This is a genomic window from Nostoc sp. (assembly GCF_036917615.1).
In the GTDB taxonomy this organism is placed as follows: Bacteria; Cyanobacteriota; Cyanobacteriia; order Cyanobacteriales; family Nostocaceae; genus Nostoc.
Genome location: NZ_JBALCZ010000031.1, coordinates 48,456 through 62,714, shown reverse-complemented (window position 1 = coordinate 62,714; position 14,259 = coordinate 48,456). Strand labels below are relative to the sequence as shown.

General features: G+C 38.5%; 6 protein-coding genes and 2 pseudogenes. All 8 read right to left on the bottom strand.

Features of this window, described 5'->3' with window-relative positions:
* Positions 1-36: 36 nt before the first annotated feature.
* Entirely contained in the window at positions 37-1,617 is a 1,581-nt protein-coding gene (locus V7K85_RS11525; RefSeq protein WP_334813686.1) for a condensation domain-containing protein, read from the bottom strand.
* The gene (locus tag V7K85_RS36490; protein WP_442940578.1) at positions 1,610-2,125 is read right to left on the bottom strand and encodes a phosphopantetheine-binding protein; all 516 of its coding nucleotides are present in this window, start codon (positions 2,123-2,125) and stop codon (positions 1,610-1,612) included. Before V7K85_RS36490 ends, V7K85_RS11525 begins: the two co-directional genes overlap by 8 nt.
* Positions 2,126-2,257: 132 nt before the next feature.
* A pseudogene (locus tag V7K85_RS36485) lies at positions 2,258-4,246 on the bottom strand (SDR family NAD(P)-dependent oxidoreductase); the annotation flags it as partial.
* A 567-nt stretch (positions 4,247-4,813) separates the two neighbouring features.
* Positions 4,814-7,504: pseudogene (locus V7K85_RS36480) on the bottom strand (type I polyketide synthase); the annotation flags it as partial.
* Between the two features lie 226 nt (positions 7,505-7,730).
* The gene (locus V7K85_RS11515; RefSeq protein WP_334813682.1) at positions 7,731-10,496 is read right to left on the bottom strand and encodes a non-ribosomal peptide synthetase; all 2,766 of its coding nucleotides are present in this window, start codon (positions 10,494-10,496) and stop codon (positions 7,731-7,733) included.
* 53 nt (positions 10,497-10,549) lie between these two features.
* The gene (gene ectB, locus V7K85_RS11510) at positions 10,550-11,803 is read right to left on the bottom strand and encodes a diaminobutyrate--2-oxoglutarate transaminase (RefSeq protein ID WP_334813680.1); all 1,254 of its coding nucleotides are present in this window, start codon (positions 11,801-11,803) and stop codon (positions 10,550-10,552) included.
* Positions 11,804-11,879: 76 nt separating this feature from the next.
* The gene (locus tag V7K85_RS11505) at positions 11,880-12,776 is read right to left on the bottom strand and encodes a cupin-like domain-containing protein (RefSeq protein ID WP_334813678.1); all 897 of its coding nucleotides are present in this window, start codon (positions 12,774-12,776) and stop codon (positions 11,880-11,882) included.
* A 76-nt stretch (positions 12,777-12,852) separates the two neighbouring features.
* Positions 12,853-14,253, bottom strand: a complete 1,401-nt coding sequence (locus tag V7K85_RS11500; RefSeq protein WP_334813676.1) for a condensation domain-containing protein — start codon at positions 14,251-14,253, stop codon at positions 12,853-12,855.
* Between the last annotated feature and the right edge of the window lie 6 nt (positions 14,254-14,259).

The window sequence follows — 14,259 nt, the reverse complement described above, 5'->3', positions numbered from 1 at the left end:
ATATGGTGCTGCAATTTTTTGATTCTAAATATTGAATCAATTGTCTTGATGATTTGCTTGTACACGGGAAATATTACTAGAAGTTCTCCGCCTACCACTTTGTAGCTTCTGATGCAGAGACGTTTTCAATTCTGTTTCGGTGATGTTCTGTTGTTGCTTGTCTACTTCCATTAATATCTGTTTTATATTGTTCATTTTAGTATCAGGCTGTTCAGTAACCGTGCGTAACAGTAATTCAAAAAGTTGTGTCATCCGAGCAATGATAGTGGCATTAAACAAATCTGTTCTATACTCAAAGGAACCTCTAATTTCCTCATGAGTTTCTGTCAAATCGACCTTTAAATCATGTCTGGCTGTCCTGTTGTCAATCTGCAGAGGAAATATTTTTAGGTTGGGGAGTTCCAAAGTTTGTACAGTGACATTTTGCAGAACGAACCATACCTGGAACAGTGGATTATAACTTAGGTTTCGCTCTAACTGTAACGACTCCACTAGCTTCTCAAATGGAAGATCTTGATGTGCATATGCTTCCAAAGCTATTTCTCGTACCCGTCCCAGTAACTCTCGAAAACTCGGATTACCAGATAGATTTGTACGCATCACAAGAGTATTGACAAAAAAGCCAATTAGTCTTTCGGTTTCGGCTCGATTACGATTAGCTATTGGTGAGCCTACTAAGATATCATCCTGTCCAGTGTAATAGTAGAGCAATAAGTTGAATGCTGCTAATAGTGTTATGTATAGAGTAACCCCCTCCTGACGACTCAGAAAATTAAGGGCTTTAGTTAAATTCTGAGATATAGTCAGAGTTTGCAGCGCACCCCGTGAACTTTGGACTTGTGGCCTAGGACGGTCTAATGGCAATTGCAACACAGTTGGAGCGCCCTCAAGCTGACGCTTCCAGTAAGAAAGCTGAGTCTTTAATTTTTCCCCTTGTAGCCACTGTCTTTGCCATACAGCGAAGTCTGCATACTGAATTTGTAGATCGGGAAGTGGCGATAGCTCACCTCTAAAGAAAGCTTTATATAAGTCTACAAATTCTTGAATGAGTACCCCCAATGACCAAGCATCTGAGACAATGTGGTGCATTGTAAATATCACAATATGTTCTACTTTACTTAGCTGCAGTAAAGTGGTTCGCAGTAATGGAACTTGGTTCAAATTGAAGGGTTGCTGTATTTCTTGCATAACTAACTTGCGGACTTCAGCCTCTCGCTCAACCTCAGGTAACTCTTGCAAATTGATGATAGGCAAGGTCAAACTTAAGGTGGGAGTAATTAGCTGGACAAGTTGTCCCTCGACTGTTGCGAAACTAGTTCGTAAAACTTCGTGACGCCGCACGATTTCATTAAGGGTTTGCAAGAGTGCAGCTATGTTGAGCAAACCTGTGATACGTAAAGCAATGGGTATGTGATAGGCAGAGTTACCAGGCTGCAGTTGGTCTACAAACCACAGCCTTTGTTGGGCAAAGGACATGGGAAAACAGTTGGACTTTCGACTTTGGAACTTGATTTGTTTTTGTGAGAAGACATCACCCTTTTTTTTGTTAAGCCTTTGCAGAAAAAGCTCGCGTTTCTTTGGGGAAAGATTGGCAATCTGCTGAGAAAGGTCACTCATTTTCATCTCCTGGCTCAATCAATTGCTCTTCCAAGAGAAGTATTGTTTGTGCTTCCTCCTCCGAGAGTTTCTCGATTTCTGCTAGCATCTGAGTCTGCTGTTCTTGATCTGTCTGCTCAGCCAGTATTTGTGCAATAACCTCAGCCAGTTTAGCCACAGTGGGTTCGTCGAAGAAGCTTTTATAAGGCAGTTCTATCTTGAAAGTTTTGCGCAGCCGAGAAAGGAGAATTGTGACAAGTAAAGAATCTCCTCCTAACTCAAAAAAGTTATCGTAAATGCCCACTTGTTCAATACCAAATGTTTCTTGCCAGATGTCAACCAGAGTCCATTCAATCTCGTTATGTGGAGCAACATAAGCATTTTTCAGGTTAGGGCGCTTGTGAGTTGGTTTGGCTCGACTAACCCTACTAAATTGTTCTTCTAAGGAATCGAGAGTATCTTTCAGGTTGATCAAATTCTGATTAATTAGGTGATTAAAATCACTACTCGATACAACTACCTGAGGCATTGTGCTACAAACCAGAATACGTCTAAAAGCCTCCATGCCTTCTTCAAGGGTTAATGCTGCTTCTTCTAGTGTTAATTCTGACACACGCGTTAAGTTTGTTTTAGCTATCCATTCTGGAGTGTTCCATCTATTCCAGTTCATGGAGCTAATGAACCTGTCATACTTAGAGGCACTATAGTATGCAAATGCGTCAAGAAAGGCACATTCAGCGGTATATTCTACTTCCCCCATTCCACCTATAACTGAAGCTTGTGATGAAGTCAGTACAAAAAAATCCAGATCAGCATCTTTGAAAAGATCGTGGAGTATTAATGTTCCCATGACTTTGGGTGCAAGAATAACTCGTCCCGTTTCAAACGTTTTTTGTGCAATTAATTCTTGTTTACTTTCTGTGGCATTATGGATCACTCCATGAATTTTACCAAATCGATTGTTTGCTTGAGTGATTGTTGCCTTCATATGTTCTCGATTGGTAACATCGGCGTTGATCACTAGAACCTCTGCTCCCAAGGTCTCAAGTTCTTGCAATTTCCGGATTTTATGACTTATGCTATCGTGCTCGTCATGATCTAATAGCCATTGTGACCACTCATCTCGGTTAGGAAAAACCGAACGCCCTATCAGTATTAGCTTTGCATGTACAGTCTTTGCCAAATATTCTGCATTCAGCAGACCAACGCCTCCCAATCCGCCTGTGATTAGATAAACTCCTTCTTCCCTTAACCGAGGTTTTCCTTCGACGGCTTCATCCAATCGGACGGGTTCAAAAGTCTGCACCCAGCGATGATTTCCACGGTAGGCTACAACCCGATCTAATAGCTCGGTAGTGAGTTCCGCCAGCAGCTGATCTATAAGTTTCTTTTCTTGCCAACTTTCTGTTTCGGGAATAACAACATCAATGCTACGGCAGATTATGTTCGGGTACTCTTGGGAAATGACCTTACAAGGTCCAAGAGCTATTGCCTTTTCTGGGCACACCAGATCTGAAGTTATCACTTCCTGGATATTGTTTGACACAATCCCAATTTGAAGGGAATCCGTCAGATTTTCTTTTCCGAGTGCTTGTGCTAGAAAGACCAGGCTGTAAAAGCACAGAACTTCAGACTGCTCAAGAGACTCGATTGATAATTCTGTATCACCCTTCGGAGTGACACTCCATAAATGAACAATCGTTTTTGGGGTTAAGTCGAGTGCGCGAAGTTCTTCGAGCAGGGCATAATAATCTTCTTGTTCTCCAGGATTGATGGTATATACGCGTTTAAGAAATTTGCTTTCATTGGTAAATTGATCTCCGACCCTTACTGTAACAACATCCTGACCCTCAAGTTCAAGTTGCTTCACCATTTTCAAACCCAAACCGCACTCATCGACAAACACTAACCAGCATCCGGACTGAACCCCCTGAACCTTAGATTTAAAAGGTTGTGGCGGCATCAAGCGTTTCCAGGATGGGATGTAAAACCAGTCGGCAATGTCCGGCTTTTTGTCTAATAAGACTTGACTGATCTTGTCAGCATCTTTTTGCTCAACTAACACTGTAAATGCTGAAGGTGTTGATAACGCTGCTGACGAAGAAGCCTGAGCAACTAAAACATATTCCCCCAAATCATCAGTTTCCGGGAAAGCCACTACTTTATCAAACCCATGAACATTGAGTGCTTTATGCCACTGCTCTTTTGATAAATACGGGTTACCTCGACTACGTTCTTCATCCTCTAGCGGATTCATAAGCAGACCAACACCGATGTCTACCGTTGGCTCAGGTTGAGTTACCTCCCAAAGCAAGAAAATACCTTCAGGAGCCAATAAAGAGCGAACATGCTCCAGGGTTTCTTCCATCTTCCGGGTTACGTGCAGCACATTTACGGCTACCACCACATCAAAGCTATGGCTAGAGTACCCTTGATCTTCAGGAGGCTGCTCAATGTCTAGCAAACGATACTCGACAAATGGATATGCACCAAACTTCTGTTGGGCTTGGTTCAGGAAGAAACTGCCCAAGTCGGTAAAGGTATATTTTGTTTGTTTCAGCGGTAACAAAGGTAGTAATTCGGTCGTGGCGATACCAGTTCCAGCCCCGATTTCCAAAATTCTTAGGTTTACTTGCGGTGGCAATGATTTCACCACCTGTTCAATGCCAGCCCGCATGATCGCTTTAAAGTAAGCATACAAAGGCAATTCCGGAGATGGACTTTCTCCGGTATGTCTTGACAGACCAACGTATAATGACAGTGGTTCTTTTTCACCAGTAAGTACGGCTGCTAGATTTTCGCCAATGTACTGAGTTTCATCTACTACGTGGGGTATGTCTGCCCATCTGACTCTGACATCTTGTATAAGAGCACTAAGAGAGTTGATTGAAAGTGGCACAAGGTTTGTAAAGGTTTTTTCATGTTGCTGTAACAGGTTGTGCTCTACCAGTACTTCCAGCCATCGATATAATAATTGTCGATAGCGAGGAATAATTGGAAGTTGCTCAAACAACTCCTCAACAGAATATTTGTTGGAGGGATTGTTAAAAGCACCTAAATGCCTTAGTGCAAGACTCATGTAAGCAGTGAGTAAACTATCTAACGACTGTTTCTTCGCTAAATAAGTTGGGCTATGCAGTTCTGAGATTCGGGTACGGTCTTGTATCTGACAAGCCTCCACAAGAGATTTCCAAAGCTCTGATGCTGTTGATTTTTGCTTGACCTGTCTTTCTAAAAGTGCCTGTTTTTGGGGTTCAATCCAGTAACGCTGACGCTCAAAAGGATAAGTAGGTAAAGGTATGCGATGACGCTTTTCATCTACGTAAAAACCAGACCAATCAATTTGAACCCCTAATAACCAAAGCCTACCCAAGGTGTTGAGTAAAAATGCTACATCTGATTGTTGCTCTTGAGGATGCCGTATAGAGGTTAGTGCTATCAGTTCATCTACTTGATGTTGTTTGGCCAAACTACTTAGTGTCCTTCCTGGACCTACCTCCAGCAAGATTCGCTCTGGCTGTTTGAGCAATTCAGTTACCCCTTCACTGAAACGCACTGGTTGCCTCAAATGCCTCGCCCAATAGTTGGGATCTGTTGCTTGCGTTACAGCAATCCAAGTTCCACTAACGTTGGAAACAAAGGGAATTTTAGGGGGATTGAGTTTGACTTTTTCTAAGAACTGGGTGAATGGCTTGATAATTGGCTCCATCATCTGGGAATGAAAGGCATGGGAAGTATGCAGCCTCCGACATCCAATTTCTTTATCTAGTAGCTTCTGTTCTAATTCTTCTACCGCTTCTGTCGTACCCGAAACCACGCAAGTTAAAGGGCCATTGCTTCCTGCCAGAGATAATTCTTTATTCAGCAGAGGTTGCACTTGTTGTTCAGACATTTGAACGGAGAGCATCGCGCCTTTTGACAGTTGCTGCATCAGTTTTCCTCTGATTGCTACTAGCGCTAAGGCGTCTTCCAAAGAGAAAACCCCAGCCAGACACGCGGCCACATATTCCCCAATGCTATGACCAATCATTGCTTCTGGATGCACGCCCCAAGTCATCCACAGCTTGGAAAGGGCGTACTCAATTACAAACAGTGCTGGCTGAGTAATAGCAGTTTGTAGCAACTGCTGTGCGGCTTTTTGGGCTGTTTCTTCACTGGGATAGAGTACAGTCCGCAGATCCAGCCCCAGGTGAGGTTTGAGCAGTTCACAGCAGTCATCCACTTGCTCTCTGAAGGTAAGCTCACTTTCATATAATTCCTGTCCCATATTTACATACTGTGCACCCTGTCCCGAAAACATAAACACCACAGGACGATTACAGGGTTCTTGGGAATGGCTAAATACTCGTTGTTGATCTAGAGAATGCAGTGACTTCACCGCATCTTCCAGGTCTTGGCAGACCACCATTCGGCGGTGCTCAAACGACCGACGACCCACTTGTAAGGTATAAGCGATATCAGCCAAGTGCAAATCTGAATGTTGCTGCATATGAGCAACCAGATTAGCTGTGGTAGTTTCTAGGGCTGTAATGGTTTTAGCTGAGAGCAACAACAATTGGTAGGGACCAGAGGGGTTAGAAGGTTCAATCGTTGGGGCTTCTTCGAGAATTACATGGGCATTGGTTCCCCCAAAACCAAAGGAACTGACGCCGGCTCGCCGAGGTGTACCGTTGGTTTTCCACTCAGACAGTTTGGTATTAACGTAAAAAGGACTGTTGGCAAAATCTATTTGGGAATTGGGTTCTTCAAAGTGCAAACTGGGTGGAATTTGTTTGTGTTTGAGGGCTAGAACTGTTTTGATTAGACCAGCAACACCAGCGGCTGGTCCTAAATGTCCAATATTGGTTTTGACTGAACCGATGGCACAGAAGTTCTTTTTCTGAGTTTTAGCGCTAAAGACTTGTGTCAGCGCTGTGATTTCAATGGGATCTCCCAATGGTGTTCCGGTTCCATGTGCTTCAATATAAGCGATCGTTTCGGGTTCCACCTCGGCCATAGTCTGCGCTGCTCTGATAACCTTTGCTTGACCATTTATGCTAGGAGCAGAGTAGCTAACTTTGGAAGACCCGTCGTTATTAATAGCCGAACCTTTAATAATCGCATGGATATAGTCTCCATCTGCTATGGCCTCTTCTAAACGTTTCAACACCACAAGACCCAGACCTTTACCTTTAACAGTTCCTTGAGCCTTAGCATCAAATGCACGACAATGACCGTCAGGAGAGTAAATTCCTCCCTCCTGATAAAAATAGCCCGCTTGTTTTGAGATGGAAACGCCACCCGCTAAAGCAATATCACATTCACCACTCAGCAAACTTTGGCAAGCCAAGTGAATGGTAACCAATGAAGTTGAGCAAGTAGTTTGCACTGTATAACTTGGCCCTTCCAAGTTTAATTTGTAAGATACACGAGTGGTGAGAAAATCTGGATCGTTTGAAATTGAAATTTGTAACCCACCTACAGAGGCTACAACATCAGGATTTGAATAAATATTCGATATGTAAGTATTGATGCTAGCACCAGCAAAAATACCAATCTGATTTCTGCAAACTTCTGAACTATAGCCAGCACTCTCAAGGGCTTCCCATGCATACTCTAATAGAAAGCGTTGTTGAGGGTCTATTACTTCAGCTTCTCTGGGACTAAAGCCAAAAAAAGATGCATCAAACAACTCTATGTCTTCAACAACTCCATTTGCATTAACATAATTTGGGTCATGAAATATTGTAGGTTCTATACCTAATTTTTCTAGTTCACGCTCACTAAAAAAAGAAATTGACTCTACTCCATCTTGGATATTTTTCCAAAACTCATCAATATTTTTAGCTCCTGAGAAAAGACCAGTCATGCCAATAATGGCTATTTCTAAACCATTATTTTGATTATTTGAATTGTTCAACTTATTCATAAAAACTCCGTGCTATTATTTTAGTTAAAGAGAGTCCACACATCACGATCGCTAAAGTCAAACCAGTTGCTCATCAGTCATTTAACCCTGTATATTTGAGCTACGAAGAAAGCATATGTGATTTGTATGCCACTCTACAAAAAAGATATTCCTCTATTTTCGACCCTTTTTTGCGGTGACTTGTACTTAGCAAGGTTTTTCATAAAAACTTGATTTATTTATACTCTTATAGATTTTTTCTTTGCTGCAATCGCTGTTTGAGTCGTGATTTACCTGCTGCTAATCTTTCCACTTCTTCCTGGAAATTATCTATTTCTTCGGTGCTAGTTTTACTTAAAAATTTAGACAAGGAACTAATAGTCGGATACCTGAACATATCAACTAAGGATAGTGGCGTTGTCACTATTTCACGCAGTTTGCTATAAACCTGAAGCATCAGCAATGAGTGTCCACCTAGCTCAAAAAAGTTATCTTCAATACCTACCTTCTCAAGATTCAATGCTTTATGCCAAAGGTTAGCAATCACTCGTTCTAATTCATTGCGTGGTATAACGTAAGCAGTGGCTAATTCAGGACGAAGATTATCTGGTTGAGGCAGTGCCTTTCTATCTACCTTGCCGCTAGGCCCTATTGGTAAAGCTTCCAAAAATATAAAGGCAGAAGGCAACATATATTCAGGTAACTTCTCTTTCAAAAAGCTACGCAATTCACTAATATTAAGAGCGACTTGAGTCTTTGCAACCACATAGGCTAATAATAACTGTGTATCCAAATCTTCCTGTTTTTGAGCTACAATTATATTTTCTCGTACTGCTGGATGCTGATTTAGTAAAGCCCAAACTTCCCCTATTTCCACACGGAAACCGCGAATTTTTACTTGGTGATCAATACGTCCTATAAATTCAATATTACCATCCGGTAGCCATCTTCCTAAATCCCCAGTTTTGTAAATTAAATCTTGACGCTTTTCTGGTAAAGTATTTTTATTATTAGTAAATGGGTTAGGAACAAAGCTGAGATTAGTTTTTTCTGGATTTTTCCAGTAGCCTGCACCCACACCAATTCCTGAAACACAAATTTCTCCGGGAACACCAATTGGTACTAAATTCATTTTTTGGTCAAGAATATAAATATTTAAATTTGCTAATGGCTTGCCAATAGTAACTGTACGTTGGTTTTCTGGTAAAGGCTGATCAATAATAAATTGAGTGATATCATCAGCAGCTTCGGTTGGACCATAAGCATCAGCTACTTTAATTTTGGGATATAACTGTAGCCACTGATTGACTCGTTTGACTGAGACTGGTTCTCCAACAACCATCATCCATTTTAAGTCAGGTAATAATCTCTTGTGAGGCGGTAGTTGAGAAATATAATCTATTAATTCCCCAAATACTGCTGGTACTAATTCAACAACTGTAATTGCTTTTTCTTTAAGAACTTTAAATAATTTTGCAGGCACAGCGCCATCTTCAATATCTACTATGACAGTTTTACCCCCAATTAAAAGTGGAGCTAAAAATTGCCAAACAGAAATATCTGTTGAAGAAGGAGCATTTTGCAGAAAACAAAAATCTTCAGTTAATTCTAACTCGTCATATTGAGCATAAATATGATTAATTGCCCCATCATGTCGCACAATTGCACCCTTGGGTAATCCAGTCGAGCCTGAGGTGTAGAGCATATATGCTGGATCTTTTCCGAGACTACTTTGTGCTAAATTTTCTGGATAGTATTTCTCAAAATCAAGAGGATCATATATATTAACTTGGGTTATTGCAGATAAATGTCCGTGATTGGATTTTGTATCTAAACAAATTAAATTTTTTAAGCTCTGACTATTCTCTAATAGCTCTATTAAGATATTTAGGCAGGAATAATCTGTTAAGATAATGCTCACTTCCGCATTAGATACCATGTATTTAATTCGGTCTTGAGGATAATTAATATCAATAGGTATGTAGGCTCCACCAGCCTTAAATATCGCCAGGATACCTATAATAAAATTGAGATCACGGTCTTTAAGAATTCCTACGAAGTCTCCGACTTTAACTCCTATGTGCTGTAAAAATTTAGCAAGTCGATTTGCTTTGTCATTTAGCTCTTGATATGTTAGATAGTTACTTCTATAAACAGCAGAAATTTCATTTGGTGTTTGCTCTACCCGCTTTTGAAATAATGTGTGAATTGCTTCATTTATGGGGTAGTCTCCAACTTTTTTATTAAACTCTATCAATAACTTTTGCTTGTCATCTGTGTCTAATAAAGAAATATTCGATACCTTGATATCTTTAATAACACATTTAACTAAATTCAAATAACACTTAAAAACTGATTTGATGGTTTCTTCTTGAAATAAATCCTCATTGTAATTGATTTTTACTGCAATCAAGTTGTTTTGATGGATAAAAGCAAAAGTTAAATCATGTCTGATGTCTTGTAGAGACTGTTTGTGAATATTTTCTAATAAAACTACTATGTCAAAAATTGGGCAACGATTTTGATAGTCTGGTAGTTCTAACAGATTAATTAATTCATTAAAAGGATATTTTTGGTAGACGTATGCATTTAATAATGTATCTTTAACATCTATAAGAAAGTCTTTAAATTTTATGTCATTGTTGATCCGAAAACGCAAGGGAATAATCGAATTACTGAAATCTTCGTTAGGAAACTTTTGATAAGTAGGAGAACCAATAATTATATCATTTTTATTAGTATATTTTTGGATTAAGATTCCTATAGTTGATATTAGGAATAAATATATTGATAGTTCAGACTTTTGCGCCAAGTTGATAATAAACTCAGATAAATATATTGGTATTTCAAAAGTCAGTGTTTTATTCCTGCCTTTATAGATAGCAGGTCTGACGTAATCTGTCATAAAATTTGTTTCTGGAATTCCTCCGGATAATTGATTTAACCAGTAAATCTTTTGATAAAATAATTCCTCAGGAGTAGGGGTCACAATATTTTTAGTTGATATCATCATGCTTACTTTCTAAAATTTGCTTGTAGAGATAGTAATAATTGTCAGTCAAATTTTTATGCTAGGTAGTCTTCAAAAGCTTGTTTGATGATTAAACAACCTTGTTCCAAGGTAGGAATCTCGATTGTCAATGGTGGCAATATTTTAATGACAGTATCATTTCTGCCGACTCGCTCAACTATTAATCCCAGATCAAAACAACGTGAAGTTATCTTTTGAGCAAAATTACTACCACCAAAGTTAGCGATATCAATACCCCAAATTAAGCCGATGCCACGTATTTCTATTTTGTCATTGATTGACGCAATTTGCTCATGCAAAAATTGATGTAAGAAAGATTCTTTATCTTTAACATCCTGTTCAAGACGAGAAATTTCTCTATATTTTAAAGCAGCTGTACCGCCAACAAATGCTAGTTGATTGCCTCTAAATGTTCCCGTATGTTCTCCTGGTTCCCAAATATCAAGCTCTGGTTTAATTAATAAGATTGACATCGGAAATCCGTATCCACTAATTGATTTTGAAAGTACCACCATATCAGGAACAATATTTGCTCTTTCAAAAGAAAAGAATGGCCCAGTGCGACCACAGCCTACTTGAATATCATCACAAATTAATAAAATTTTATGCCTATTACACAGTTCGCTGAGTCTTTGCATCCACTCAAGCGGCGCTACAATTACACCGCCTTCTGCTTGTACTGTTTCAAATATGATAGCTGCTGGTTTTTCAATTCCAGAATTAACATCAGTGATTACTGAATCTATGTATTCTATTGTGTCAAAACTTTCCATAAATCCATAGGGATATGGCATAAATGTTACATTATTTGATGTACCTAATAAGCCTGATTTAACTTTAGTATTGCCACTAATAGACAAGCTGCCTAGTGTCATTCCATGATAAGCTCCCATAAAGGAGAATATTCCTGATTTTTTTGTGATTTTTTTGGCTAATTTTAAGGCAGCTTCTACAGCATTGGTGCCAGTTGGCCCACAAAACTGAATTCGATAATCTAAGTTTTTAGGCTCTAGTACTACCTCAGAAAACTTTGATAAAAACTTTTCTTTAGCTGAGGTATGTAAATCTAAACCATGTGTGATAGCATCAGCGTTTAAATAAGTAATTACTTCTTGTTTTATATAGTCATTATTATGTCCATAATTTAAAGCACCTGCACCAGCTAAAAAATCAATATACTCTTCCCCTGATTCTGAGTAAATGATAGAACCTTTAGCTCTATGAAACAGAGCAGGAAAATTTCGACAATAGCTTCTAACATTCGACTCACGCTTTTCAAAAATATTCATAGAATCCTTTCTCTATTGTTATTTGTGGTGAATATATTAAAAAAATCATTATAACAATACTGCCTATTATGATTTTTCAAGATATATAATTTAGATATGTTTTATAGTACCTAAAAATTAGTTTAGGTGGTAGTTTAAATACCAGTCCTAAAGTTAATAAGAAATTGTAGTATACATTTTTAGCTGGCATCCCTTTTAAACTAGCTGCTAATCCATTTAAACAACTTTTTTGGGTATGCCAATCAATGTTAAAAGAAATGGACGTATCTAAACTTCTAACATGATGTAGAGTGCCAGGAGGCATATATAAAATATCTCCAGGATTTAGAATGAATTGAATTATTTGGGCATTTTTGTATTCTGGATATTTATCTAGATCGGGATTTTCTGGATCAACTTTAAACCATCGCCAATTATAACGATAACAATATTTAGCATGATCCGCTAATAAGATTGTAAATTGTTTCTGCCCAACAATTTGAAAGAAAATATTATTAGTGAGCAGACAATCAAAATGTAATGGTGTCAAACTATTGGATGCTCCTATAAAGAACTGACAGTAACGCCACCATTCATACCAATACCATTTTGGTAAATAATCTAAAGGAAATGATGTCACATCGTTGATTAGCTTTGGGACTAAGCTAAACATTGGCAGATCGTGACAATATGGTGGTTTGTCAATTTCTTTGTTATGCCTATAGTTTATTTCATAATTCTCTAAAATATCAGAGTATTCTTCTAGAGAAAAATGATTTAATCCTATTTCGTTTTTGCTACTAAATTGTTTAGCATAAATTCTAGTTGTCGGGGCAAGTTTTTTAAAATACTCTAATGACCACTTTTTAAAACAATCCCAATCTTGAATAATCCCTGAGATGATTACTGGCTGGGATTTATCAACATAAATGGATTTAAATTCTTGAGCAGATAATCTATAGCGTCGTTCGATTGAGGAGTAGGTAACTATCATACTTTATCTAGTTTTTTAGGTTGCTAAAATCTTCATCAGCCTATACTTGACCAAGTTAATTTAAGAGATAACTTGTCTAAACTTTTAAAAAGTTAAAATCAAACTTTATTTCTTTTTCTAAATTTATAAAAATTTGCTGTTCTTTTTCTGACAATACTTTTAAGTTTTTTAAACGGACTGTGGGATTGTTGACAATGCTTTGAAGTAAAATTTCAAAATGCTTAAGAATACTGTTAATTGTGGAGACATCAAAGCGACAACAGTCATAAGAAATCCCAATGTCTAGTTTAGAACTAGGCTGGATAACTATATTGATTGGATAGTTGGTTTTGTACAAAGTACTAATATTTTGTATCTCTAGATCACTCTCCCATTTCCGTAAGACTTGATCTATTGGGTAGTTTTCAAATACTACGAAGCTCTCAAACAGGGGCATTCCTCGTGGGACTTCACTCCATCCTTGAATATCTACTAGGGGAGTATATTCGTATTGGCGCATTTCTACTTGTTGATTTTGTAGCTGCTGGAGCCAAAGTAGTAGATATTGTTCACCATCAACATTGACTTGCACAGGCAAAGTATTGACAAATGTTCCCGCCATTGATTCGACTCCCACAAGATCTACTGGACGAGCAGAAACAGTACATCCATAAACAACGTTTTTTTGACAACTGTAACGGCTCAAAAGTATAGCCCAGGCTCCTTGAATTAATGTGTTGAGTGTGAGTTGATGTTGTCGTGCTAGAGATTGTAAAGATGTCGTAATTGCTGCTGATAACTTGATTTGTTGCTCATCGTATCTTTGTTCTGAATTCGATAAGTTATCGGTATTTAAATTATTTAAAGAAGTAGGCGATCGCACACCTTCGAGCATCTGTCGCCAGAATTTCTCAGCTTGCGATAAGTCCTGTTTTTGTAACCAAGCAATATAATCTCCAAAAGGACTACTCGGTGCTAAAAATGTATTTTTTCTTTGACACAAAGTTTCATAAATCTGAATAAAATCTTTCATGACTAAAGCACTTGACCAACCATCTAAAATTAGGTGGTGTTTGCTCAAGACAAATTGATAAGAATCGTCACTCAAGCGGATCAAAGTTAAACGCATCAAAGGAGGTTGGGAAAAATCAAAGTTTTTCTGGCGATCGCTCGCTAAAAAAGATTGAAATTGCTCCTCTTCTTCAACTGGATCAATTCCTCGCCAATCTTGCTGCTCTAAAGGTATTGTGATTTTTTTATGTACAACTTGTAGTGGTTTATCTAGTTGCTCCCAATAAAAGCCAGTACGCAAAATTGGGTGACGAGTAGCCACTTGTTGCCAAGCAAGCCCAAAAGCGTGAATGTTAAGATTACCTCGTAAGGTATAGCTTAACTGGATAAAATAAAGTGCTAATTCAGGAGTTAATAAACTATGAAAGAGAATGCCTTGCTGTACTGGCGAAAGTTCGTAAATATCTTCAATATTTTCTGTTTTCATGCTGAA